Here is a 25,150-nt window from a genome sequence, read left to right on the forward strand (position 1 = left end):
GCATGTCCGATGTCACAATTTTCAATCGAACCCAATAACATACCGACAACACGCAATACATTGGCGCATTTGCCTGTGGTGTCGGGCCCTTGGAGAGACGCGTGGAGAGCGTTCCGTCACAATAAAATGGCGTTCGTCGGTCTCAGCATTATTATCTTCTTTGTCATCATTGCTTTGATCGCGCCCTGGATTGCTCCTTTTGACTATAAAGAGCAAAATTTGGTGAGCCGCTTGCAGCCTCCTTCCGCAGAGCATTGGTTCGGTACCGATGATCTTGGTCGTGATTTGCTGACTCGTACGCTGTATGGCGCCAGAATCTCATTATGGGTCGGTTTCTTGTCCGTTATTGGTTCCATGATTGTAGGAACTGCCTTGGGATTAATTGCTGGATTCTATGGAAAATGGGCTGATATGATCATCTCACGCCTATTCGACATTTTACTGGCATTTCCGGGGATTTTGCTGGCAATTGCTATTGTGGCCATTCTGGGGCCTTCGTTGGAAAATGCGTTATACGCCATTGCCATTGTCAATGTGCCAACGTATGGACGATTGGTTCGCTCCAAGGTGCTGAGTGTCAAAACGGAGGAGTATATTACGTCTGCCAGAGCGCTTGGAGCTAATAATCGGCGAATCATACTCCGTTATATTTTGCCTAATAGCCTGACGCCGATCATCGTACAAGGAACATTGGGGATCGGAACGGCCATTATTGAAGCAGCAGCGCTCGGATTTCTGGGCTTGGGTGCACAACCTCCTGAGCCCGAGTGGGGCAAAATGTTGTCCGATTCGCGGCAATATATCCAAAATGCGCCGTGGACAGTTATTTTTCCGGGGATATCTATCATGCTGACCGTATTGGGCTTTAATCTGATGGGTGATGGCCTGCGGGATGTTTTGGACCCAAGAGCGAAGCGTTAGGGTAAAAATAGCGAGGTATATAAACAGCATCATTCCGTCTACACCGTTTTCCATGCACATTTTTTAGTTTTACTTATATACTTCTATTTAAATTGAAGAAAAAAGGTGTTCCCTGAATCTGGTAGCTGGGGAACACCTTTTTATATGACTTTGTTTACGTTTAGTGTACTTCGATTCATCCCGCTATGGTTTGCAATCTTCTCCGTAAGTCATGTGAACTTTCCTGAGGCGTGAAAAAAATGTATAATCACTCCAATTGAGTACGTAGGGAGTGGGCTTTATGACATGGCAAAATAAAAGAGAGCATCGACAATTTGCGGAGCAGACACGAAGCGACGCTTCACGGGCAGCATATGAACGGGATTATTCCCGATTGATCCATTCACCGACTTTCCGTCGGTTGCAGGGTAAATCACAAGTATTTGGCGCAGGCACAGGCGACTATTATCGCACACGGCTGACACATTCGTTGGAGGTAGCGCAAATTGCGCGTGAGGCAGCACGAAGCTTGCTGCGCCGTCATCCAGAGGTAGAGTTGGAACAGGCGGATAACGCAGGACTGATCATTGACCCTGAGGTGGTGGAGTGTGCTTCGATCGCGCATGACTTTGGGCATCCACCGTTCGGACACAAGGGAGAAGAGGTGCTGGACGGGATTTTGGATCAACTGATTGAGACGAAGGTAGAAAAGATATCAGCTGCTGGTGGCTTTACGCCAGAGTCCAAGCGTGGGCTTGAGGCCTATGCACGCGAGCGACGAATTTATGAGCATTTTGAAGGGAATGCGCACAATTTTCGGCTGATTATGTTTTTGGAGAAGCGGGAGAATGTAGATGGTTTGAATTTGTCGGACGCTGTATTGCTCGGAATCAACAAATACCCGTATCCAGGGATTCTGAACAAAAAAGGGTTGTACCTGCATGAGTGGGAATATATACGTTCGATCCGCGAGGATTGGGGCATCCCTGACGGTAAAAAAACGCTGGAGGCCCAGCTCATGGATCTGTGCGACGATATTGCTTATTCCGCGCATGATTTGGAGGATGGGATTAAGGCAGGGAAAATTGAGGTGCACGAGCATTTCTTATATGACCCATATTTAATTCGTCTGATCACGGAAAAAATCACTACGTTGGAGGATAGCTTCTGGCAAGGCTGGCAACTGGCTGAGATTGAGCAGAAGGTCGCAGCGGTACTAAGCGAATTTTTGAAGGTGTGGAATGGGAAGATGCCGATATGTGAACACGATTATTCTCGCACCCGCCGGGAGGTCAAAGCATACTGGGTCAGCCTGTTTGTCAGCAGCTTAGGTGTAATTGATGATGGAAACTGGAAAAAGGTAACCTTCGTACGGGATGGAAGCGAGGATTTGGATATGCTGCGCACGGTGAGTGTATTAAAAAGCTTTGCTTGGGTCACCATGATCCGCGATCTGCGCGTACAGCGTCTGCAAAAACGCAGTGAATGGATGCTTAGACGGTTATGGTTGGCTTTTCTGGACCCCGAAACATCCAAGTCCATTATTCCGACCGATTGGCTCCAGCGCTACGAGCGAGACCAGGCCAAGGCCAAACCAATCTGGACATGGGAGCATATGGTCATTGACTATATTGCAGGCATGACTGATGCTTTTGCTGAAAAAATTTATAATGAGTTATATGGCCTGAAGGTAGGTTCCATTTATGACCTGGACTAACGTTTTTATTTAACCCTATATAGTAGAAGAAACTTGTTTAGAACGGATAGAAGGGAGAGGAGAAGGCGTATATGCAACCTCAGTCTTTAGCTACTAACTCGTTGAATCTCGGTGTGCTTGATATGGTACCGCTGCTGCCCGGCAATCGTCCGGAGCAAGCAGTTCAATGGGCGGCAAAGCTGGCGAAACAGGCGGAAGCATGGGGATATACACGCTACTGGACCTCCGAGCATCATGATATGGAGGGGCTGGCTTCCTCCAGTCCGGAAGTGCTGTTGTCTCATATCGGGGCGGTGACGACGACCATCCAACTGGGGGCGGGGGCTATATTGCTCCCGCATTATAGTCCAGTCAAGGTCGCCGAATGGTTTCATCTGCTGGCTGCTCTATATCCAGGCAGAGTCGAATTGGGTCTGGGGAGGGCCCCTGGCGGGGGGCCTCATGCTTCGATGGCACTAAGCGGCAATTTTCTTCAACATGTGACTGAGCTGCCACAGAAGATGGAAGCTCTATTGGCTTTGTTGGAAGGCACATATGAATATGAACAGATCCCCGTGTTTGCCCGTCCAATGCCAGAACAGCCGCCAGCGCTGTGGATGCTGGGTACCAACCGAAAAAGTGCCGAATATGCTGCGCAGTATTCAACGGGCTATGTATTCGGCCAATTTATGAGTGAACAGCAAACGGAAGAAATGCTAAGCATTTACCGCTCCAGCTTTCAGCCGTCCGCACGTATGGACAAGCCCCGTACTATGGTTGCTGTAGGAGCAGTATGTGCGTCGACAGATGAGTTGGCGCAGCAATGGGCTGCACAGATTTCATTAGGCGATCCAGCGATCCGAGCCAGTTGGCTGGTGGGAACACCATCGGTTATTGCCGAACGGTTGCGTAGCTTGCAGGTCAAATATGACAATGATGAGTTTCTGTTGGTCACGCCCATTCCCGATTATGAGCAGCGACTTCATTCCTACCGACTAATAGCGGAGGCTGTGAATGGTAGTCTTGATTCCAAATGAAAAGATGAAAAGAGAACTGACATGAATAAATACAAAATCGATACAGATAAAATGAAACCTCGCTACATATATACCTATGCGTGTCATGAGACCGAGCGTGAATTGTGTCTTTTGGAACTAAAGTGCTTGTTCGGTCAACAGCCTGTGCATAGTTCCATGCTGTCGTCCCATCTTCGGCTGGAGCCGGGGATCAGCCCGTTTATCCATCTTCGTCTGGATATCATCATCGAGGCGGACACGCTGGAGGAGCTATGCGAGGCAGCTTCCATGTTACAGCTTGAGGAAGGAAAGACCTTTAAGGTGCTGTGCCTTAAAGAAGGGGACAATGAGGCTGATTATGACGAGCGGCGCGAGATAGAACGCCGGATTGGCGCACGTATTCAGGGGCAGGCGCAAATGAAGACACCGGATGTAATCCTAGGAGTCATACGATTAGGAGAACGATGGCTAATGGGCATATGCGAGTATAGCGACAGGTCGTGGCAGGAACGTCGTCAGAAGCCGCAAAACTATTCTACTGGACTACCCGTTCTGGTAGCCAGAGCACTTGTGAATTTGGCAGCAACGGATCTAACTGCATCTAAGGGAAAGTCAGACTCCTTGAAACTGCTGGACCCGTGTTGTGGGATGGGCAATGTAATGATTGAGGCATTGAGTATGGGCAAGGATATTCGCGGCTGTGATATCAACCCGTTGGCGGTGCGTGGGGCACGAGTGAATTTACGCCATTTTGGATATGAAGAGGATCTGGTGAAACTGGGGGATATGAACATGCTCACAGGTAATTATGATGCAGCTATATTGGATATGCCTTATAACCTGTGCTCCGTGCTCCCTGCTGACGAACAAAAAAAGATGCTGCGCAGTCTGAGACGCCTGGCCGCGCGGGCAGTGATTGTGAGCACGGAGCCGATGGCAACATTGCTATCCGAGTCAGGCTGGACCGTTATGGAGCAATGCCGTATCTATAAGACAGGTATGAGTCGGGAAATCTGGATCTGTAAGTAGCTTGTTAATACTGAGTTTTGTAGTTAACCAAATTCAGCGGCAGCTTCTGACCAGTAGCATAGGCCTTCAAATTAGTGAGAAAAATATCTACCGCTCGTTCAGCATATCGGTCTGTATCCCCTGCAATATGCGGCGTAATCAGGACATGCTCTAGGCCCCATAGTGGATGTGACGCAGGTAGAGGTTCTTCCTCGAATACATCCAGTCCGGCAAAGGCAATATGTTTTTGTTCCAGCGAGCGTACCAGCGCATCTGTATGAACAGTCTTGCCGCGACCGACATTAATGAAGAAGGCGCCTTTACGCATCGCTGCAAATGCTTTTTCGTCAAAGAAGTGATGGGTCTCTTCAGTGAATGGCAAAATATTAACCACAATATCCGCAACGCCCAATGCTTCATGTAGTTGTTCGTTTGTGTACATGTGTTCTACATGGGGAGCTTCCTTGCCGGAACGGCGAACCCCGATCACTCGCATGCCAAAGGCTTCTGCAATCCGAGCTGTTTCACGGCCAATTTCGCCAACGCCTGTAATCAACAGCGTTTTGCCACGTAATTCCGTCAGTTGACCTTCCGGTGGCTGCCATGTTTTCTGACGCTGCAAGAGAGCCGCTTGCTGTAAATAACGGGTATGCGATAGCAGCATTCCAAAGATCTGCTCTGTAATTGGAATCGCATGTACACCACTCGTATTCGTGAGTGCAATGTTGCGCTTTTCCAGTTCGGTAAGCGGGAGCTTATCAATCCCAGCCGACCAGGTTTGTACCCACTTTAGCTTGCTGTCTGGATGTAATGCTTCCTCGGCAATATGCTTGGACCAGCCTAGAATAACCTTAGCCTCACGGATCTGTTCAGTCTCCAATTCCTGGGCTTTGCCAATAATCAACTCGTAGCCTGGAGCCGCTGCACGAACCTGTTTTTTTTGATCATCCGTCAATTGATGTAAACTTAAAATGCTTCCCATGATTCATAGCCTCCTCGATGTTTGATTCCTTGGAGTTTCCAATATATTCTGGCGAACCATCCCTTCAAGGATAACAGATTGCCGGAAAATTTGCATAAGATGGGTAGAAACAAGCCCGCGGTGTCATCATATATAACAACAAGTGGCTTTACCCTGATTGGGGACCAACCAAACAGCTACTTTTTGGGATATCCACGGGATATTCATTAAGAAAGGAGAAGAGATTGATGAAAGGTGAATCGCAAAGACTCTTTACAGCGATAGCTCTCCCGGACCAGCACAAGAAGAAGTTACGTCATTGGGTAGAGCAGGATTTGAGTAATTTGTCTTTCCGCAAATGGAGTGACTTCAGAGATTACCACGTGACACTTCAGTTTCTGGGTGATGTGGCGAATTCGGTTATTCCAAAACTTGAGTCGGCTCTAGTTCATGCTGCAGCTGAGCATCGCCCGTTCACGCTTGGCATGGGTGAAGCAGGCTTTTTTGGACGCGAAGATTTTCCGCGTGTACTATGGAGGGGAGTGACCGGGCAGCGAGAGTCACTGGATCAGCTGTACCAGTCCATACTTCGAGCTACCGAACCGCTGGGTTTTAAACCCGAGGAACGACCTTATCGACCTCATATCACTGTAGCACGTTCATATACAGGAGGGGAGCCTGTTTCAGCGTCTGTGTGGCAGTCAGATGACCGAAGCGGCGAGCCTTGGGAAGTGGGGGAATTTGTATTATATGCAACCCGAATGGGACAAAAACCGATGTACCAAATAATTCAAACATTCCCATTAATGAGGTGAAACCCTTGATCTATCAGCGAATTTAGTGATATAGTGTTTCAGCGTTATTCAAAAAGCGCATTTTGGGTTACATATCTGAGGAATGTGCTTAAAGTTAACGGGAGGAACATTATGGAAATCGTTAAAGAACATCGTTGGTTTGCACCTCTTTTGAGTGTGCTGCTTGTTTGTATATTGGGGATAGGCCTCTACGCTGAGGTTCAGCAAACACAGAATAATCATAAAAATGCACCTATGCAATCTCTGAGCTGGTCAGGGAACACTTCGGTTCCTACATATGGCGACAGGATGGGGACCCATAACGGGTCAAACAGGACAAGCCCCATCTTTGTCGCTGCTCATGGGCAGCCAAGCTGGAAAGAAATCATGCCGACTCCGTTACCCGCTTCCCAGATGAAGCAGGTGGAACAAGCTCGGAATAACGCTGTTACAGGCAAGAAAAAGCCTGAGGTCCAGCATAGCAAGTCCGCAATCCTAACCCCTCCTACAACCATCTACTTTACGAAGACAAAAATGCTCACTCAGGATGACAAGGCGTTGTCTACCTGGAGCTATCCTGTCTCCGCTAAAGAACTGCTCCTGCTGCAAAAAATAGTGATGGCAGAAGCAGAAGGCGAACCGTACGAAGGCAAAGTGGCAGTTGCCAACGTTGTCTTAAACCGGCTGCGGTCAGCCTCATTTCCCGATACGATTCAGGCAGTGATTTATCAAAAAGCGCAATTTAGTCCGGTTGCGAACGGGCGTCTTCGTCGTGTTCAGCCTAACCAGGACTGCATACGTGCAGTTACGGCCGCTTTGAATGGCCATAAAGCCGTGCCTGATAACACCTGTTTTTTCCTTTCGCTTACGTTGGCCCAGGACCTTACGGTTCATCATTCGCGTACCAAGGTGAAAACTATCGGTCATCATACCTTTTATAAATGAGCATTTGGTATAAATCCCATGAGCGACAAATAACAGCCCTTTCTAAACAACAGGGTTCAGCTTTGTGAGCGTATTTTGTGTGCGCAGGTGAAGCAGGTATGCAAAAGAGGTATAATTAGGTAAAGGAAAGTAACCTAAATAATGAAAGTGACAAAGGAGGCGTAAATGTTATGAAAATCACATATTATGGACATTCAGTTGTGTTGGTGGAGGCAGAGGGGAAACGGATTATTATCGATCCTTTTTTGACGGGGAATCCTAAAGCAACCGTACAGGCCGAAGATATTCAGGTCGATGCAGTACTGTTGACACACGGTCACGCCGATCATTTTGGTGATGCAGTTGAAATTGCCAAGCGCAATGATTGCCCTGTAATTGCGGTGGCGGAACTGGCTGAATATTGTGCATCCTTGGGAACCAAAGCTCACGGTATGAATCTGGGTGGTGGTCACCAATTTGACGGTTTTCATGTGAAATTTACGCTGGCGTTCCACAGTTCCTCTTTGACAGTGAACGGACAAACCATCTACATGGGAGAGCCTGCGGGGATTTTATTGACTATGGGAGGCAAAACATTTTTCCATGCAGGGGATACCGGCTTGTTTGGCGATATGCGTCTCATTGGAGAAACCAACTCCATCGATGCCGCAGTATTGCCGATCGGAGATGGTTATACAATGGGACCGGAGGATGCTTTGCTGGCAGCGAAATGGCTACGGGCAAGCCGCGTGATACCGGTGCATTACAATACTTTTCCCGGCATAGAGCAGGATGGAGACGGCTTCTGTGACCGTCTTCATAAAGAAGGTATTGAAGGGAAAGCATTGAAGCCAGGCGAAAGTCTCGAATTTTAATACGGTTTGTCGATTTGCGGGAATGTACATGATGGTCCGTATGTATATTAAACTCCTTTGTCAGCCTTTTCTGTTCCTTGGGAATAGAAAAGGCTGACTTTTTTAATGAATATTTATACATAAAAATGATATATTTTTGCATTGGTACGTTGAAGCTGTAATGTAAAAGATTTATTATCACAACCATAAAAACTTTGAATTGCTAACACAATAGGTCAATGATAAAATGATAGAACTAATTAGATTCATCAGTGGAATCGACGTGTTTTTCAAGTCAAGCCATTGCATAATTATTGAAAAACATGCGCATTCGGCGGACCGTACCGCCTTGAATACGTCTTATGTTTTTGTCCCCCATTCCTCGTAGTTGTTCTTTGATTTACCTCTTGTTGCCACTGTCTTCTATTCGGCCGCCTGTATTTCAGGCCAGCATGACTTTATAACAGAAAGGTTGCGTTCCATGAGACAGACAGGTTTACCACCCAAACAGGGACTATATGATCCCCAATTCGAAAAAGACGCCTGCGGCATGGGCTTTGTTGCCCACATCAAGGGAAAACCATCGCACGATATTGTAAGTCAGGCTTTGACCATGCTCGTAAACATGGAGCATCGGGGCGGTCAGGGAAGTGAACCAAACTCCGGTGACGGAGCAGGGATCATGATTCAGGTTCCGCATCTGTTTTTTCAAGAGGAAGCGGAGCGATTGGGCTTCAAATTGCCTAAGGCCGGACAATATGGCGTGGGTATGCTTTTTGTATCCAATGATCCAAAAGTTCGTGAGCTGCATGAGCAGAAGCTTAGAGAAATCATTGTGGACGAGGGCCAGAACTGTCTGGGCTTTCGCGATGTACCAACGTATGACGAAATGCTGGGTAAATCGGCAAAAGCAGCTAAACCTGGCGTACGTCAGGTGTTCATCGGCCGCAGTAGCGATTTGAAGGAAGAACTGGATTTTGAACGGAAACTGTATGTCATTCGTAAACGTGCAGAGCTTGCTATTCGCTATAACCAAGAGGATATGAATGGTGAGTCGTTCTATATTCCAAGTTTGTCATGTCGCAAGGTTGTATACAAAGGAATGCTGACAACCGAGCAGGTAGGTAAATTTTATCTGGATTTGCAGGATGAGCGGGTGACATCGGCGATCGCGCTGGTCCATTCCCGTTTTAGTACGAATACGTTCCCGAGCTGGGACCGTGCGCATCCTTATCGTTTTATGATTCACAACGGTGAAATTAATACCATGCGCGGCAACGTAAACTGGATGCATGCGCGTCAGGCACAGTTTGAAAGCGAAGCGTTTGGCAACGATATCAAGAAGGTTAAACCTGTCATCAACCCAGATGGCTCGGATACAGCTATGTTTGATAATACCCTGGAATTTCTGTATCTGAGTGGACGTTCGCTTCCTCATGTAGCCATGATGATGGTACCTGAGCCTTGGAACAAGCATGAGACCATGGACCCGAAGAAGCGGGCATTTTATGAATATCATAGCACCATGATGGAGCCGTGGGACGGACCTGCTGCGATGGCGTTTACAGACGGTATCCAAATCGGGGCGATTCTTGATCGCAACGGCCTGCGTCCTGCACGTTACTATGTGACCAAGGACGACCTGATTGCACTGTCATCTGAGGCGGGCGTATTGGATATTGCTCCTGAAAATGTGCTTTATAAGGATCGTCTCCGTCCAGGGCGTATGCTCCTGGTGGATACTCAAGAAGGCCGCATCGTTTCTGATGAAGAGTTAAAGGAACGTATCGCATCCGAAGAACCTTATCAGCAGTGGCTGGATGAGCATTTGATTGATCTGGATGATCTGCCTGAAGCACTGGAGCAGCCAGAGCCGAAACATGAAAATGTAAATCAGTTGCAACTCGCTTTTGGATATACGTTTGAAGAACTACGCAAACTTCTGGAGCCGATGGCACTTACAGGTGCGGAACCGATTGGCTCAATGGGGTATGATGCTCCATTGGCGGTATTGTCTGACCGTCCGCAACGTTTGTACAATTACTTTAAACAAATGTTTGCTCAGGTTACCAACCCGCCGATTGACGCCATTCGTGAAGAAATAGTGACGTCAACTGCAACGACGATTGGACCAGAGCGCAATTTACTGCACCCAGAACCGGAAAGCTGTCGCCAGATTCGTTTGGATTCGCCGGTGCTGTCGAATGAAGAGTTTGCTAAAATTCGTCACGTACACCGTCCAGGCTTCAAATCCATGACCATTCCGATCTTCTTTGAAGCAAAAGAAGGTGCTGAGGGCTTATACAAGGCGCTGGAAGGACTGTTTGAGGCGGCTGACCGTGTCATTGACAAAGGTCATAACATTCTGATTCTGTCTGACCGTGGAGTGGACGCAGAAAATGCAGCCATTCCGGCGTTGCTAGCTGTTTCCAGCCTGCATCACCATCTGATTAAGCAGGGTACACGCACACGTGTGAGCATTTTGCTGGAATCCGGGGAGCCAAGAGATATTCACCATTATGCGGTACTTTTGGGCTACGGTGTGAGCGCGGTTAATCCGTATCTGGCGTTTGAAACGCTGGATGTCATGATTCAACAGGGCTTGCTGCGCGGCATCTCGCACGAAAAAGCAGTTAAAAATTATATTAAAGCGGCAACCAAGGGTGTCGTTAAAATATTGTCCAAAATGGGTATTTCCACGATTCAGTCGTACCGTGGAGCGCAAATTTTCGAGGCCGTAGGTCTGAAGCAGGATTTCGTTGACCGTTATTTCACATGGACGCCTTCCCGCATTGGCGGTATTGGTCTGGAGGAAGTGACGATGGAAGCGCTGGCCCACCATAACCGTGCTTTCACTGATAAGGACGGCAATGACAAGGTGCTCGATTCGGGCGGCGAATACCAATGGCGCAACGATGGAGAAGAGCACTTGTTTAACCCGCAAACAGTGCATTTACTCCAGCAGTCGGTTCGCTCGGGAGACTACGAGCTTTACAAGAAGTATACCAAGCTGGTACAGGGTGAATCTGAACAACATTTGACGATTCGCTCCATGCTTCAATTGAAGCCTGCTGGTGAGCCTGTGCCGCTGGATGAAGTGGAATCTGCTGCATCGATTATGCGTCGCTTTAAAACAGGGGCTATGTCTTTTGGCTCCATTAGCCAGGAAGCGCATGAAGATTTGGCGATTGCGATGAATCGGATCGGTGGCAAGAGCAACACGGGTGAGGGCGGGGAAAACCCTGCGCGTTTCATCCCGGATGCTAATGGTGATTCACGTCGCAGTTCGATCAAGCAGGTGGCATCTGGCCGATTTGGTGTCACGTCGAACTACTTGGTGAATGCCGACGAAATTCAGATTAAAATGGCGCAAGGCGCGAAGCCGGGCGAAGGTGGGCAACTACCAGGACGCAAGGTGTATCCTTGGGTCGCCGAGGTACGCGGTTCAACGCCAGGAGTAGGCCTGATTTCGCCACCACCGCATCACGATATTTATTCTATCGAGGATTTGGCAGAGCTCATCTATGATCTCAAAAACGCCAATCCACGTGCTGATATTAACGTAAAGCTGGTATCAGAGGTAGGTGTGGGCACGATTGCTACAGGAGTAGCCAAAGGCCGTGCTGACATTATTCTGGTCAGCGGTTATGACGGTGGTACAGGCGCTTCCCCGCAAGGCTCCATCCGCCATGCGGGTATGCCTTGGGAGCTGGGGCTGGCTGAGACGCATCAGACGCTCATGCTGAACAACCTGCGCGACCGCGTGGTACTGGAGACAGACGGTAAGATGCTGTCTGGACGTGATTTGGTCGTAGCTGCCCTGTTGGGTGCGGAAGAATATGGCTTCTCCACAGCGCCGCTCGTAGCGTTGGGCTGTATTATGATGCGGGTATGCCAAATGGATACCTGTCCGGTTGGTGTGGCTACGCAGAATCCAGAGTTGCGCAAAAATTATATGGGTGATCCAGCCCATGTGGTGAATTTTATGCGTTTCATCGCAGAAGATGTCCGTGAAATTATGGCGGAGCTGGGATTCCGCACGATTCAGGAAATGATTGGCCGTACGGATTGTCTGGATACCGTGAACGCCGATTCACATTGGAAGAAGAAGGGCGTAGATCTGAGCTTGCTACTGCATGTTCCTGAGTTGGAAGATGGAAGTGTACGTTACCGCGTACAGCGCCAAAACCACGGTCTGGAAGAAACACTTGATATGCAGAAGCTCTTACCGATGGCTGCGGAAGCACTGGAGAGCGGAACGCCTGTGGAGGGTACCTTGCCTATTACTAACGTGAATCGGGCGGTAGGTACGATTCTGGGCAGCGAGGTTACACGTAAGTATGGAGCGGCAGGTCTGCCTGAGGATACGATTCGCTTTAACTTCATTGGATCGGCAGGTCAGAGCTTCGGAGCCTTTATTCCGAAAGGTATCACGTTGAGCGTCGAAGGCGATAGCAATGACTATGTCGGTAAAGGGCTATCTGGCGGTAAAGTTATTGTAAAGAAATCTCACAAAGCGACCTTTAAGGCTGAAGAGAACATTATTATCGGAAATACAGCCTTGTATGGAGCGACCAGTGGTGAAGCTTATATTAACGGAATCGCAGGCGAGCGCTTTGCCGTTCGGAATTCCGGCGCACGTATTGTTGTTGAGGGCGTTGGTGATCATGGCTGCGAATACATGACGGGCGGACGTGTAGCTGTATTGGGTGGAACCGGACGGAACTTTGGAGCCGGGATGTCCGGAGGTATTGCATACGTCTATGATCCTGAAGGAACGTTCCTGAGCCGTTGTAATCTGGAGATGGTGTTGCTGGAAGATGTGGAGGACCCTGCAGAAGCAGCGGATTTGCGCGGCTTAATTCAGCGCCATGTCACTTACACGGGTAGTGAAGCAGGACAACGTATTTTAGATGAATGGCAGACTGCGATTCAGCAATTTGTACGGGTGATTCCAAAGGATTACAAGCGTATGGTTGAACAGATCCAAAAAGAAGAGGCGACCGGTTTGAGCGGGGATGAAGCTCTACTGGCAGCATTTGAAGCCAATATGCGTGAGTTGGCGCGTACCGGGGGCTAAAAAGCAGACCGCCAAATTCACTAAAAAGGACTTGCTGAATACCGCTGTTATAGTCACGGCGGTGCCAGCAAGTCCTTTTTTTAGGCTGATAAAAATGTGATTTATTACCTTGACAAACGTCATAAATTCTGACATTACCCCCAAAATGTTTTCCTGAAACGGTAAATATGTTATAAAAAGTACCAAATTTTTTGGAATGTAACCGTTTACGTAAGAGTTTATGTCTTGTTATTTATTTTTGGATTGGTTATGATTTTTTTAGAGTACGCAAACAAACCTAATATGCCCATCGTCCCTTCAAAACACAGAATAGGGTGACAGGATGAAGTTGAAGAAGTCAGCAGAAGACAAAATGATTTTTTTATACCGTTATGTATCATTATCTTTAACATCACTTGTTTTTCTGTTCGAAACATCTAGATTAATGGTATGGCAAAAGCTATTACTGATTGTTTTTCTATTTTTATCCGTTACAGCATTTACTTGGATTTACCGTAAATACAGACTTCATGATATGGTATTGAAATGCAGTATTGCACTAGAAACCGCAGGGATCATTTTGCTGTTATTCCCGACCGGAGGGATCAATAGCCCGTTCAAATGGTATGTGATTACTCCCATGCTGGTAGCTTGTGCTCATCTATCTATGAGGTACAGCTGGACGCTCCTACTTTCTTATATCGGTTTGGTGCTCACATTTTGTTATATCTTTTTTACACCAGGTCAATATTTTTTGTGGGATCTTATATTGCAGAACATTAATCTGTTTCTGGTATTGATCGTAACCACTATGGCAATGCAGGTTATTCGCGTCATGAAGGACGAACTGAAGGTGGCTAAAGAACAAGCCAATGAGACGATGGATCATATCAAGTCGATTTACCACATCATGGAGACGACCAGCCATAATGAGGCATTAAATCTAGGTCAGGTCATCTCGGATTACACTGTCAAGTTAACCAAGCAGAGCCGTGCATTTTTCTGGCTGGATAGTCAGGAGGAAGATGCGCCGGCAAGCAGCCAGACAGGCTGGACGGTAGAGGAAGAGGAACAGCTATTCGAGGAACTGGAGAATTACCGGGAGGAGTTCAGGGAAGAGCGCGAACCATTTTTCAGACATCTGCCGGAATGGGGCGACTTTCTCATGATCACCGTACCGATGACGACCCGCTTTGTAGCGACGATTGGCCTCAAGCTGGGACCGGATCAAAGTTTGACAGGAAGACGCTGGCTTGTGCAACAACTGATATTCTTAGCTGAGCTGAGTGCTGTGTTTTTGGAACGCTATGAGCTGGAGCGTATTGAGAATCAGTTGATTGTGACGAATGAGCAGAACCGGATTGCAAATGAAATGCATGACAATGTTTCACAAAGTCTTTTTGGTATTGTGTATGCAACGCATTCTCTCCGGCAGACTTGGTGCCATCAGCCTAAGGAGCAGGTGGAGGAACAAATTGATCTAATTCAGCAATCGGCCAATCAAGCGGTTAGAGAGCTGAAGGGGGCAATTCATAGTCTAAGCTCGAAAAAAAGCGGAGGATCAACTTGGTTGGGGACGGTGAAAAGTCATCTGCATACACTCTCCAAGCTGAACCATGTACAAATTGATTTTGACATCCATGGTGATCATTATTCACTTCCGTATTTGTACCAAAAGGCTTTGTTTCGCATCATTTCCGAAGCGGCGGGGAACGCAATCCGTCATGGATTGGCCAAGCGAATTGATGTGAAGTTAAAATTGACGCCCCAAGTGATTAGACTGTCTATTCATGACGACGGAGTAGGGTTTGAGACGGCGAGAATGGTAGCAGGAGGTGAGGCGGTCAGTGCAGGCGGGGGCCTGGGCATGATGAATATGGAATATTTAGCTCAATCGATGGGAGGCGAATTTGATATTTCAAGTCGAATCGGAGAGGGAACACAGATCCGATTGTCCATTCCGGTAAATGCTTATGAATGAGGATTTTACAAAATCCTTGAATACATTGCGTGAACATTCTGCAATACAAAATCTGCGGTAACAATCGGATACATAGGGATTATGCAAATCCTGAACTGTAGACAGGAGGCCGAATCATGAAAATTGTCATTGTCGATGATCATCCTTTAGTACGGAAAGGACTCGCTGCGGTTATATCCATGCAGCCCAATGTTCAGTTCGCGGGAGAGGCCCAGAATCAACAGGAAGCACTTGCGGTGATCGAGGAAACGGATCCGGATTTGGTGCTGCTGGATTTGAAATTAGCTGATGAATCAGGTCTGGATATTATCAAGATAGCGCGCGGACGCGGGTTCAGAAGCAAATTTATTTTGCTGACCTCTTCTGCAACACGTGAAGATTTTCTGAAAGCGGAGGAAGCCTCTGTGGACGGTTACGTGCTTAAGGAGGCTTTGCCTGAGGAACTAATTTACGCGATTCATCTTGTCAACAAAGGACGCAAATATTATGATCCGGCTATTCTCGAAAATAAGCTGCGTGAAGATGCTGGCAATCTCACGGACGACCTGACACCCAAGGAAAAGGAAGTGCTGGTCGAGCTGGGACAAGGGGCTTGCAATCGTGAAATAGCATCCCGGTTATTTATCAGTGAGTTCACCGTCAAAAAGCATGTCAGTCAGATCTTGGCCAAGCTGCGACTGGCAGATCGTACGCAGGCAGCATTATATGCCAATGCGATTGGTCTAGCGAAGTACGAGCCAACCAATATGATGATGCGCTAACCCCATAAGCTACGCAGTAGTTTCAATATGCGAGTGGTATAGAGAAATCCTCAAAATCACCAACTTTGGTGGTTTTGAGGATTTTTTCTTGTGTATTTACCATAATCGACAAAGTATGGTACAAAAGTATACCATGCCGTGTCCAAAAGTATACATCCCCCTTCCTCTGTAGTGAGGGAGAAAGTGCCGTTCGGTTCCATGTCGTTAATACAACGGATTGTTACAATTAGATCATACTTAAAATAAGAAGAGAAATTGTATGGGAGGGAGGATTTTTGTGGAGAAAACCATTTTGGATTATCTAGTCCTGATCAAAAAAAGATTGTGGCTGATTGCGATTTTTGTCATTCTCTCATGTGTAACGACTTACTTTGTGAGCGACAATGTCGTAAAGCCAGTCTACTCCGCTTCAAGCCAACTGCTGGTTAATCATATTTCCGCCAAGCAGGGGAGTAACAATCTGAATGACGTCAACACAAGTCTTAATTTGGTGGAAAGCTACAAGCAAATTCTCACTTCACCTAAAATTATGGACGCTGTGGTAGCGACTCATCCTGAGTTCAATTTGACGTCGCAAAAGTTGGCAGAGAAGCTGCAAATTAAATCCTCGGATAAAAGTCAGGTGATTGGCTTGACGTTTGAGGCAGGGAATTATCCCCAGGCCGCAGCGGTTGTAAACGCAGTAACCCAGAAATTCGTGCAGACGGTTCCGGGATTGATGGAATTAAATAATGTGAAAATTTTAAATGAAGCGGACCCGCAAGCCAATCCTGACCCGATTAATGGGAATCCGCTCATGAATATTGCGATTAGTTTTCTCGTATCGCTGATGATTGCGCTGGGCACGATTGTGTTCCTGGAAAGCATTAACGGCACGCTGCGCACGGAAAAAGAAGCGGATGCAGACATCGGCATTCCGGTAATTGCATCGATTCCCGTCATTCGCAAGAAGGACATCGATGGAGTGGCCGGAAATTCCAAAGAACGGGTAGGGGAGCGTAAATATGCTGCGATTGAATGACATGTTGATTACAGAAAGTAATCCATCATCGTATATCTCGGAATCATTTCGATCCCTCCGTACATACATCCGGCAGCAGGTGGTCGGGCAAAAGGACCGTGGGACGGTTCTTTTGTTAACCTCGCCGGAAAGCGGAGCGGGGAAAACAACAATGATCGCCAACATCGGAGTTTCCTTTGCTCAAGAAGGCAAGAAGGTGGCTCTGGTGGATTGCAATCTGCATAAACCAGCGCTGCACGAGATATTCGGAATGGAGAATACCGGAGGTCTATCGGCTTATTTGCGCGGTGGGGCTTCTTCCAAATCTATCGTTAGGCATGGTGGACTGGAACTATCGGTTGTTCCTGGTGGGGACAGTCTGTATAACGCAGCAGATCTGCTCGGTAGCGAACGTATGGCAGAGCTGTTGGAAGAACTCAAACGTGAATATGACATCATATTACTCGATTCGGCGCCAGCGCTGAATTATACGGATGCTCGCCTGATTGCAGGCTTGACGGATGGTGTGATTCTCGTTGCCAAACATGGCCGGACCAAACGGGAAGATCTACGCAAAACAAAGCAACTCATGGAGCAGGCTAGCGCGACGCTGGTTGGAATTGTGATGAATCAGGTGAAGTAAGCAACACCAAAATTCGATGAAGCAAGGAGAATGAGTGCGATGATGAAAAAAGTGAAAAAGGCCATTATTCCAGCAGCAGGATTGGGAACGCGCTTCCTCCCTGCCACCAAAGCAATGCCTAAGGAAATGCTCCCGATTATCAATAAGCCTACGATTCAATATATCGTGGAAGAAGCGATTGCTTCTGGTATCGAGGACATCATTATCGTTACGGGTAAAGGTAAACGTGCCATTGAGGACCACTTTGACAACGCATTTGAGCTGGAATCCAAACTGCTCGAGGACGGTAAGCTGAAGCTTCTGGAGGAAGTACAGCGTTCTTCAGGCGTGGAAATTCATTACATTCGCCAGAAAGAACCCAAAGGTCTTGGACATGCGGTATGGTGCGCAAGACGCTTTATCGGGGACGAGCCATTTGGTGTGCTGCTGGGCGACGATATCGTAACAGGTCAAAAACCTTGCCTGCGCCAGCTGATGGATCAATATGAGGAAACACAAAACTCTGTGATCGGTGTGCAGCGGGTACCACAGGAATTCACGAACCGGTATGGCATCATTGAACCGGACCAACAGGACGGACGATTGTACCGAGTGAATAATTTTATTGAAAAACCGGCTCCAGGCACAGCCCCATCCGATTTGGCTATTATGGGTCGCTATGTGTTCTCGCCGAAAATTTTCAAATATCTTGATCTTCAGGAAAAAGGAGCTGGCGGCGAAATTCAGTTGACGGATGCGATCCAAAAGCTGAATCAGAGTGAACGTGTGTACGCCTATGACTTTGAAGGCACGCGTTATGACGTAGGTGAACGTCTTGGATATATTTTAACCACTCTTGAATTTGCACTTGCCAGCGATGATTTGAAGTATCCGGTTATGGAGGCCATGAATGAATGGCTGAAAAAAACCGAGAAAGCAACCACAGCGGGTTGAGAGGAGGTACGTCAGCATGAGCATGGAAAATTTACCGGAGGATGGCGAGGCTGTCATGTCAGGTAAAGCGTTTTACATGCCATACGGAAATACACAAATTCAGGATAAAACGTCCTACCTGGTCACAAAACGCCTCCTTGATATGCTGCTGTCTTTTGTGGGCTTAATCGTATTGCTTCCATTGTTTGCAGTGGTGGCCATTCTGATTAAGCTCGAAGACCCAAAGGGAAGTGTGTTTTTCAAGCAAACTCGGGTGGGCAAGAATGAGAAGTTATTCGATATGTATAAATTCCGTTCAATGGTGTCCAATGCCGAGGAACTGAAAAAGGACCTGATGGAGCTGAATGAAGTGAGCGGCGCCATGTTCAAAATTAAAAACGATCCTCGGATCACGAAAATTGGCAGTTTTCTGCGCAAGACGAGTATTGATGAGATTCCGCAGCTGTGGAATGTGTTGGTTGGAGACATGACTTTAGTCGGTCCGCGTCCGCCGTTGCCCAGCGAGGTTGAGCAATACTCCGATTATGACAAGCAGCGCCTGATTGTAACACCGGGATGTACGGGTTACTGGCAGGTGAGCGCACGTAACAGTGTAGGCTTCGAAGAAATGGTGCAAATGGATTTGAAGTATATTCATGTTCGCAATACGTGGCTCGATCTGAAAATCATCATGAAAACAGGCGTTAAAATGCTGTTCTCCAAGGATGCTTACTGATGGATGCATTTAAGCGATGTCCCGCAGTGTCCGTCGTTATTTGCACCTATAACCGGGCGGACCTGCTGGAGAAAACGTTAATGTCTCTACTGAAGCTGGAAGACCTTGCACTGGCTGAGATCATTGTGGTCGATAACCGATCCACCGATCATACAGCAGCGACGATCAAAAGATTCACCGTTGCGCATGGTCAGCATATTCATCTTCGGTATCATTATGAGCGCGAACAAGGACTGTCTGCCGCTCGTAATGCTGGCATTACGTTATCAAAAGCAGACGTCATTGCTTTTCTGGATGATGATGCAATTCCGTGTGTTACATGGCTGCAAACGATTATGTCGGCCTTTGGGAACAATCCCGAGCTAACGGCTATGGGTGGGAAGATTGATCCTAAGTTTGAGACGGAACGGCCGAACTGGTTGACAGGGCCGCTTGAACTGCCTTACACGATTATTGATCTGGGGAAATCCGTTCGGGAATATCCAGCGGGCCTGAATCCATTTGGAGCGAATATGGCTATGCGCAAAACGGCTTTCGCCGCCGTCATGTTCCCGCTCCACTTGGGCAGAAAGGGAGATATCCTCCTATCTGGTGAAGAATCGTGGGTATTTGAGCAAATCCGTAAAAATGGTGGAACGATTATGTATCATCCGCACATGGCGGTAGAACATTTTGTTCCGGCTTCACGCTTAACGAGAGAATGGATTTTGAATCGCTACTATTGTCAGGGCATGTCTAATGCTGCTCAGGCTGCAGGTCTGCGCGGCAACGCGGTGCTGATGGCAAAAGTGGCAGCCAAAGTGTTATACATCACGGTGGATTCCCTGCTGGCACGTACTGAGGGCAGGAAGCTGTTGAACCGGTGCAGGCTTGAAAATATCCGCGGAACGCTGGATACACTGCGCAACCGGAAAAGCGAGTCAGCTGCGGGGTGAAAGATTGAACATGAGTAACTATCCTTGGACTTCCAGAATAAACACGATACAGCATGTTTTTATTTTTCTACTAGGCGCTCTTGCTGTAGGAATTGCAGCTACCTATCAACCTGTGGTCAGTATTGCGGCGGTATGCTTACTGCTTTTGTTGGCTGTCTCTATCCATCATCCTGAGCGCATTAGCTATGCGGTTTTACTAAGCACAGCGGTCTCGGTCGATTCTCTGTATCAGGGTGGCGTGTTCGGCATTGAGATATTGTCATTGTACAAATTGGGCATTTTGGCTCTGCTAGTGCCCTGCATGCTCGTGTATGGCATTCGTCTCAAGTTCAGCTATCCAGTTTGGGCATTGGTGATCATGCTGGGGATTACATTTGGATTTTCAGCATGGCTGCCTTTGTTAACGACCTCGATTGCCGTCAAGGCGTTCGTGGGACTATCACTGCCCTTCTTTTTTTTACTGATCCAGTGGAAAAAGGATGTGGCGGAAAAGCATATTCGACTGATTAGCCTGTTGCCGATTATTAGTGTGGTCATTGGATTAGGCTTACAGGTTTTAGGATTGCACTCATTTACGGATGTGGAATTTACGGGCGCAGTCAGAGTACAAGGAGCGAACATACCGCCGCATTTGGCAATGCTCTCCTTTCTCGGAATTGCTGTCTCTCTGATTGAGGTAAAGCGCAAACCTAGGCAAGCTGCCTTTTATTACACGGTGTTGGCCCTGAACTTTCTAATCCTGATCGCCACCGGTACACGTGGGCCGATTCTGGCATTGCTATTAATGTTTGCTGTGTATCTGTTTGATATTGCCCGTCAGTACCTCAAGGGAAAAGTCAATTATTTGCTACCGCTGGCCGGATCGTTTTTGGTTGCTCTGGGGGCGGTGGCCCTACAATGGAACAATTTAAAAAAACGCTCCTTCGAACGGGAGACCGACACAGGCATTGACCTATCGGGACGCTCGGAGGCATGGGAATATTTTTTGAACAGAGTACATGATTACCCTTGGTCAGGCAGAGGCCTTGGCGCGGTAACGGTTGCGAACGACGGGACGTTATTCAATGGTTTTGTTGTACCGCATAACGAGTATATACGATTTTATTTTGATACCGGATATATCGGTTGCGGGCTATTAATGCTTTCATTACTGATCGTGTTCGCTCTTATTTACCGGTCACTTGCCAAGTCTATCAAACCTTATTTTGCAACTTTAATTGCAGGTTTTTTGATCTACTCGTTTTCAGATAATACGTTGTCGACGGTTCAGATGATTATTCCGTTTTGCTGGTATTTGAACGCATTATACCAGACATCTACTCAAACCGATTTTCGCAAAGAGAAGTGATACGATGAGCAGAGTGAACATGTTCGATGTCAACTTTGATAATTACGATTTTAATGATCTACTCGAATTTATAGATACTTCTATTGAGCATCAGCGTCATTCCTACATTTTGACCTGTAATGTCGATCATGTGATCAAGCTTCGTAAGGATGATGAATTCCGCAAGGTGTATTCGGATGCCGGAGCTGTAGTGGCCGATGGAATGCCTATCATTTGGGCGTCTAAGTTGCTGAAAAAGCCCCTCAAACAAAAAGTGTCAGGGTCCGATTTGTTCACCCGGCTGGGAGAGGCTTTTGAGGATCGGGGCTATCGCTTGTTTTTTCTGGGTGCAGCTGACGGTATTCCTGAGAAGGCTATGCTTAATCTCCAGGAATCCTATCCAAACATGAATGTAGTAGGCTGCTATTCTCCTTCTTATGGTTTTGAGAAAAACGAAGAGGAGAACAGATACATTATCCAGTTGCTTCAAGAGGCTCGCCCAGACATCGTTTTTGTAGGTGTAGGAGCACCGAAGCAGGAAAAATGGATTTACAGATATTATGAGACTTACCGTGCTCCAGTTTCGATTGGGGTGGGAGCGACCTTTGATTTCCTGTCGGGAAATGTAAAGAGAGCACCGGAGCTGATGCAGAAGACAGGATTTGAATGGTTTTGGAGGTTGTCTCAAGAGCCTAAACGATTGTGGAAAAGATATTTGATTGAGGATTCCCAGTTCCTCGTTCTGCTGTTTAAAGAGATGTTTAAGCGGAAGCGGATGAAGGGAGGCCAGGGGTGAGAAACATGAGTCGGTTGGCAGATCAGCAGATTTCCTTCTGGCTAGGAAGTCGGCGTGGAATCGGCATGATCGGCATGGGGGTGCTGGCTTGTATGCTACCACTCGCCATCGGATTTGTCAGCGCCAAGATGAATCCCACCACGAGCCAGCAGGGAGCCATATTGCTGGCGATCGTTTTTCCAGCCTTCCTGCTGGCGATCTTGCAATCACGGCTATTGATTTCTTACACATTGGTGGTGTGGGCAGTAGGCCCGGAAATCCGCCGCATTGCAGATTGGTTGGAGGGAACGTATCACTCGGTTTCCTTATTGAGCGTGGCGCCGCTGCTGGTAAGCAGCATGCTGATCATTCCTGTGCTGCGGGGTATTCATCTGGCGGAAAAGCCATTAACCCGGATTGCTGTATTTTTCGGCATAGAGTTGGCCTACGGAAGTGTGGTCGGGTTATTCAAAAATGGTATTGTTTTTGCTTATGATTTGGCCAATTATGTGGTTCCATTGCTTCTATTGCCTTATCTTGCAATTAAGCCTATGAAAGCCAAGGAGTTGGACCGACTGCTGTATTCATACGCCAACATTGCTGTTCTAGTAGCGATATACGGCATTATTCAGTACTTGACGGTGCCTCCTTGGGATGCATTTTGGATGAATCATGTGGAAATGAATTCCATTGGCGTGCCAGAACCGCTTCAAATCAGAGTGTTTTCTTCCATGAACTCGCCCGGCCCATGCGCTATTTTCCTGGCAATGGCACTTGTACCGATGCTGATGGAGAAACGGTGGCGAGGCACTTTGGGATGGATTGGAGTCCTGCTAACAGTTGTTTGTCTTTTGGTCACGCTCGTACGTTCAGCCTGGCTAATTGCATTCGTCATGTTGCTGGCTTACATTCTCAGCTCATCCTCCAAAGGAAAGTGGAAGACTCTGTTTCAACTTGCTATCGTCGGCCTTCTTCTCTACATCATCGTTCCAAAACTTCCAGGGGCAGAAGGTTTGGTGGCTCGCATGCAGACGTTGACAGATATTCAACAGGATCATTCGTACAATGAACGTTTGGATCTACTGCATACAATGCTTCCGGCGATTACTAGCAATCCGGTCGGGCAGGGGATCGGGAGTGTAGGTATCGGAACCAAGCTTGATAACGGCGGCGATCTCGGTGAACTTGGGATTATGGATAATGGATATATTGCCATTTTCCTCACCTTCGGTATTTGCGGAGCATTCTTTTTCTTCGGTGGTCTGTTCGTTATCATCAAGCGCCTTCTCGTCCGTATTGCCGAACGGAATTCCAGTCAGCCTTATATCAGACTGGCGTTGGCTACATGGGCCGGAGCTGTAGCCAGTCTCATATCGGATAATGGTTTCCCCGGTATGCGCGGCTATTTGATCTGGATGATGATCGGAATAGGACTATGGGCAAAAGATGTCATCGCGGAAAGAAGGTAAAGGCTGTGCAAAACTTACAAGCATTATCCGCACCTGTCCGGACACTATGGTCCACGGTGATTCGGTTTGCCAAAAGCAAGGATAACAGCTCTGCAGCAGTAAAAACGATGATATTCAGTATGCTGATTCTCGTCGTGAATATGCTGACTGGTGTGCTGACGGCACGATTCTTGGGTCCTACTGGACGAGGAGAACAGACAGCGATGGTGAACTGGTCCCAATTTCTTGCCTTCTGCATGAGCTTCGGTGTTCCATCTGCATTGATTTACAATGCCAAAAGGAAACCTGAGGAAACGGGTAAGCTGTATGGTCTGGCCTTGCTGCTGGCTACGGTATTTGGGGGAATGGCGACACTCGTCGGAGTATTTCTAATTCCTTATTGGCTGCGCTCTTTTTCTTCATCGGTCATACTTTTTGCGCAGTGTTCTATGATGATGTGTCCGCTCATAGCGATTTCACAGATCAATAATGCATTGCTTCAAGTTCGCTCGGAATATAAACAATACAATTTATTCCGGTACCTGGTACCACTAAGTACACTGCTGGGTCTGGCGATTCTGATCCTGACGGGGACAATGAATCCGTACACCTCAGCATTGGCTTACTTACTGCCAGGCTTGCCGATCTATATCGGTGTCACGATACGAATGATTCGGCTGTACAAACCAAAGGTGAAGAACAGCTGGACGCAATTTAAAAATCTCTTTACCTACGGTATGGGTTCATACGGGAATGATCTCATGGGGCAGGTTTCCACTTACATTGACCAGATTTTGATTGCAGGTCTGCTCAGACCTGCTGATCTCGGTTTATATGCGGTAGCGGTCAGCCTGGCCCGGATGGTGAATGTATTTTCAACCTCGATCATTGTCGTGTTGTTTCCCAAAGCCTCTGGTCTGGATAAGGAAGAGGCAGTGGCCATAACATTCCGGGCATTTAGAGTGACTTCAACGGCAACCTTTTTGGCTGCGGTGATGTTAATGCTGGTTGCTCCGTTCGTATTTACATTGTTATATGGTCAAGAGTTTAAACAAGCGCTTACGGTATTCCGGTTTCTGGTGCTTGAGGTTGCTATCAGTGGAGGTACCATGGTGCTGGCACAACAATTTATGGCGCTGGGTAAGCCCAAACTGGTTACCATTCTACAGGGTGTCGGATTGGCGCTCGTCATTCCATTGCTGTCCATACTCGTGCCGAGATATGGATTGACGGGTGCAGGGATAGCAATGCTGTCTTCGGGGATTTTACGGTTCGTTTTCATTTTATGTAATGTTAAGTTCGTTCTAAAAATGAAAATTCCAAGACTGCTTATTTCCAAACAAGATTTTCAATGGCTCCGATCAACGATGTCACACTACATCCGGAAAAAGCCAGTTAACGGTTAGATAAAGAAGGAGGC

20 protein-coding genes are annotated in these 25,150 nt (G+C 47.4%); 19 read left to right on the forward strand and 1 reads right to left on the reverse strand.

Features of this window, described 5'->3' with window-relative positions; all coding sequences use genetic code 11:
* Positions 1–9: 9 nt before the first annotated feature.
* The 4 genes from nikC to G9G57_RS06870 all read left to right on the forward strand — a co-directional run bounded on the left by nikC (position 10) and on the right by G9G57_RS06870 (position 4,641).
* Complete coding sequence (gene nikC / locus G9G57_RS06855) at positions 10–921, forward strand: nickel transporter permease (protein WP_019686396.1); 912 nt, start codon at positions 10–12, stop codon at positions 919–921.
* Between the two features lie 280 nt (positions 922–1,201).
* Positions 1,202–2,617 (forward strand): deoxyguanosinetriphosphate triphosphohydrolase family protein, encoded by a 1,416-nt coding sequence (locus G9G57_RS06860; RefSeq protein WP_016821269.1) that lies wholly within the window; start codon positions 1,202–1,204, stop codon positions 2,615–2,617.
* A gap of 71 nt (positions 2,618–2,688) precedes the next feature.
* Positions 2,689–3,633 (forward strand): MsnO8 family LLM class oxidoreductase, encoded by a 945-nt coding sequence (locus G9G57_RS06865; protein ID WP_044785740.1) that lies wholly within the window; start codon positions 2,689–2,691, stop codon positions 3,631–3,633.
* A 21-nt stretch (positions 3,634–3,654) separates the two neighbouring features.
* Entirely contained in the window at positions 3,655–4,641 is a 987-nt protein-coding gene (locus tag G9G57_RS06870; protein ID WP_044785742.1) for a methyltransferase domain-containing protein, read from the forward strand.
* Between the two features lie 4 nt (positions 4,642–4,645).
* Here the strand turns inward: G9G57_RS06870 and G9G57_RS06875 are convergent, their stop codons facing one another.
* On the reverse strand, positions 4,646–5,602 hold the full coding sequence (locus G9G57_RS06875; protein WP_044785744.1) for a D-2-hydroxyacid dehydrogenase: 957 nt from the start codon (positions 5,600–5,602) through the stop codon (positions 4,646–4,648).
* Positions 5,603–5,829: 227 nt separating this feature from the next.
* Here G9G57_RS06875 and thpR point away from each other — a divergent pair, with 227 nt between their 5' ends.
* The 15 genes from thpR (at position 5,830) to G9G57_RS06950 (ending at position 25,136) form a co-directional block, all read left to right on the forward strand.
* On the forward strand, positions 5,830–6,396 hold the full coding sequence (gene thpR / locus G9G57_RS06880) for an RNA 2',3'-cyclic phosphodiesterase (protein ID WP_025364252.1): 567 nt from the start codon (positions 5,830–5,832) through the stop codon (positions 6,394–6,396).
* 111 nt (positions 6,397–6,507) lie between these two features.
* Positions 6,508–7,320: a cell wall hydrolase gene (locus G9G57_RS06885; protein WP_016821264.1), complete on the forward strand. Its 813-nt coding sequence runs from the start codon at positions 6,508–6,510 to the stop codon at positions 7,318–7,320.
* Positions 7,321–7,490: 170 nt separating this feature from the next.
* On the forward strand, positions 7,491–8,174 hold the full coding sequence (locus tag G9G57_RS06890; protein WP_017426450.1) for a metal-dependent hydrolase: 684 nt from the start codon (positions 7,491–7,493) through the stop codon (positions 8,172–8,174).
* A 460-nt stretch (positions 8,175–8,634) separates the two neighbouring features.
* Complete coding sequence (gltB, locus tag G9G57_RS06895) at positions 8,635–13,233, forward strand: glutamate synthase large subunit (RefSeq protein ID WP_025364254.1); 4,599 nt, start codon at positions 8,635–8,637, stop codon at positions 13,231–13,233.
* A gap of 322 nt (positions 13,234–13,555) precedes the next feature.
* On the forward strand, positions 13,556–15,193 hold the full coding sequence (locus G9G57_RS06900; protein WP_013369810.1) for a sensor histidine kinase: 1,638 nt from the start codon (positions 13,556–13,558) through the stop codon (positions 15,191–15,193).
* A 116-nt stretch (positions 15,194–15,309) separates the two neighbouring features.
* A complete protein-coding gene (locus G9G57_RS06905; RefSeq protein WP_013369811.1) occupies positions 15,310–15,954 on the forward strand; it encodes a response regulator in 645 nt (214 codons plus the stop codon).
* 277 nt (positions 15,955–16,231) lie between these two features.
* Positions 16,232–16,975: a YveK family protein gene (locus G9G57_RS06910; protein WP_185156676.1), complete on the forward strand. Its 744-nt coding sequence runs from the start codon at positions 16,232–16,234 to the stop codon at positions 16,973–16,975.
* Positions 16,959–17,597 carry a CpsD/CapB family tyrosine-protein kinase gene (locus G9G57_RS06915; protein WP_016821260.1) on the forward strand — a complete coding sequence of 213 codons (639 nt, stop codon included), beginning with the start codon at positions 16,959–16,961 and terminating at the stop codon, positions 17,595–17,597. Before G9G57_RS06910 ends, G9G57_RS06915 begins: the two co-directional genes overlap by 17 nt.
* Before the next feature lie 42 nt (positions 17,598–17,639).
* Positions 17,640–18,530, forward strand: a complete 891-nt coding sequence (galU, locus tag G9G57_RS06920; protein ID WP_025364257.1) for a UTP--glucose-1-phosphate uridylyltransferase GalU — start codon at positions 17,640–17,642, stop codon at positions 18,528–18,530.
* Between the two features lie 16 nt (positions 18,531–18,546).
* On the forward strand, positions 18,547–19,245 hold the full coding sequence (locus G9G57_RS06925; protein ID WP_013369815.1) for a sugar transferase: 699 nt from the start codon (positions 18,547–18,549) through the stop codon (positions 19,243–19,245).
* A complete protein-coding gene (locus G9G57_RS06930; RefSeq protein WP_017426453.1) occupies positions 19,245–20,180 on the forward strand; it encodes a glycosyltransferase in 936 nt (311 codons plus the stop codon). Before G9G57_RS06925 ends, G9G57_RS06930 begins: the two co-directional genes overlap by 1 nt.
* Before the next feature lie 10 nt (positions 20,181–20,190).
* Positions 20,191–21,528 carry an O-antigen ligase family protein gene (locus tag G9G57_RS06935; RefSeq protein WP_013369817.1) on the forward strand — a complete coding sequence of 446 codons (1,338 nt, stop codon included), beginning with the start codon at positions 20,191–20,193 and terminating at the stop codon, positions 21,526–21,528.
* 4 nt (positions 21,529–21,532) lie between these two features.
* A complete protein-coding gene (locus G9G57_RS06940; protein WP_014599532.1) occupies positions 21,533–22,303 on the forward strand; it encodes a WecB/TagA/CpsF family glycosyltransferase in 771 nt (256 codons plus the stop codon).
* Between the two features lie 5 nt (positions 22,304–22,308).
* Positions 22,309–23,751 (forward strand): O-antigen ligase family protein, encoded by a 1,443-nt coding sequence (locus G9G57_RS06945; protein ID WP_026065389.1) that lies wholly within the window; start codon positions 22,309–22,311, stop codon positions 23,749–23,751.
* Positions 23,752–23,756: 5 nt separating this feature from the next.
* Positions 23,757–25,136, forward strand: a complete 1,380-nt coding sequence (locus G9G57_RS06950) for a lipopolysaccharide biosynthesis protein (RefSeq protein WP_016821254.1) — start codon at positions 23,757–23,759, stop codon at positions 25,134–25,136.
* Positions 25,137–25,150: the final 14 nt, after the last annotated feature.

It is taken from the genome of Paenibacillus sp. EKM211P, assembly GCF_011066175.1.
Taxonomy (GTDB): Bacteria; Bacillota; Bacilli; order Paenibacillales; family Paenibacillaceae; genus Paenibacillus; species Paenibacillus polymyxa.

What these genes read in the sequence shown, in the direction of transcription:
- nikC (WP_019686396.1), top strand. Translation starts at nt 10, where the DNA reads ATGTCACAATTTTCAATCGAACCCAATAACATACCGACAACACGCAAT.
- G9G57_RS06860 (WP_016821269.1), top strand. Translation starts at nt 1,202, where the DNA reads ATGACATGGCAAAATAAAAGAGAGCATCGACAATTTGCGGAGCAGACA.
- G9G57_RS06865 (WP_044785740.1), top strand. Translation starts at nt 2,689, where the DNA reads ATGCAACCTCAGTCTTTAGCTACTAACTCGTTGAATCTCGGTGTGCTT.
- G9G57_RS06870 (WP_044785742.1), top strand. Translation starts at nt 3,655, where the DNA reads ATGAATAAATACAAAATCGATACAGATAAAATGAAACCTCGCTACATA.
- G9G57_RS06875 (WP_044785744.1), bottom strand. Translation starts at nt 5,602, where the DNA reads ATGGGAAGCATTTTAAGTTTACATCAATTGACGGATGATCAAAAAAAA.
- thpR (WP_025364252.1), top strand. Translation starts at nt 5,830, where the DNA reads ATGAAAGGTGAATCGCAAAGACTCTTTACAGCGATAGCTCTCCCGGAC.
- G9G57_RS06885 (WP_016821264.1), top strand. Translation starts at nt 6,508, where the DNA reads ATGGAAATCGTTAAAGAACATCGTTGGTTTGCACCTCTTTTGAGTGTG.
- G9G57_RS06890 (WP_017426450.1), top strand. Translation starts at nt 7,491, where the DNA reads ATGAAAATCACATATTATGGACATTCAGTTGTGTTGGTGGAGGCAGAG.
- gltB (WP_025364254.1), top strand. Translation starts at nt 8,635, where the DNA reads ATGAGACAGACAGGTTTACCACCCAAACAGGGACTATATGATCCCCAA.
- G9G57_RS06900 (WP_013369810.1), top strand. Translation starts at nt 13,556, where the DNA reads ATGAAGTTGAAGAAGTCAGCAGAAGACAAAATGATTTTTTTATACCGT.
- G9G57_RS06905 (WP_013369811.1), top strand. Translation starts at nt 15,310, where the DNA reads ATGAAAATTGTCATTGTCGATGATCATCCTTTAGTACGGAAAGGACTC.
- G9G57_RS06915 (WP_016821260.1), top strand. Translation starts at nt 16,959, where the DNA reads ATGCTGCGATTGAATGACATGTTGATTACAGAAAGTAATCCATCATCG.
- galU (WP_025364257.1), top strand. Translation starts at nt 17,640, where the DNA reads ATGAAAAAAGTGAAAAAGGCCATTATTCCAGCAGCAGGATTGGGAACG.
- G9G57_RS06925 (WP_013369815.1), top strand. Translation starts at nt 18,547, where the DNA reads ATGAGCATGGAAAATTTACCGGAGGATGGCGAGGCTGTCATGTCAGGT.
- G9G57_RS06930 (WP_017426453.1), top strand. Translation starts at nt 19,245, where the DNA reads ATGGATGCATTTAAGCGATGTCCCGCAGTGTCCGTCGTTATTTGCACC.
- G9G57_RS06935 (WP_013369817.1), top strand. Translation starts at nt 20,191, where the DNA reads ATGAGTAACTATCCTTGGACTTCCAGAATAAACACGATACAGCATGTT.
- G9G57_RS06940 (WP_014599532.1), top strand. Translation starts at nt 21,533, where the DNA reads ATGAGCAGAGTGAACATGTTCGATGTCAACTTTGATAATTACGATTTT.
- G9G57_RS06945 (WP_026065389.1), top strand. Translation starts at nt 22,309, where the DNA reads ATGAGTCGGTTGGCAGATCAGCAGATTTCCTTCTGGCTAGGAAGTCGG.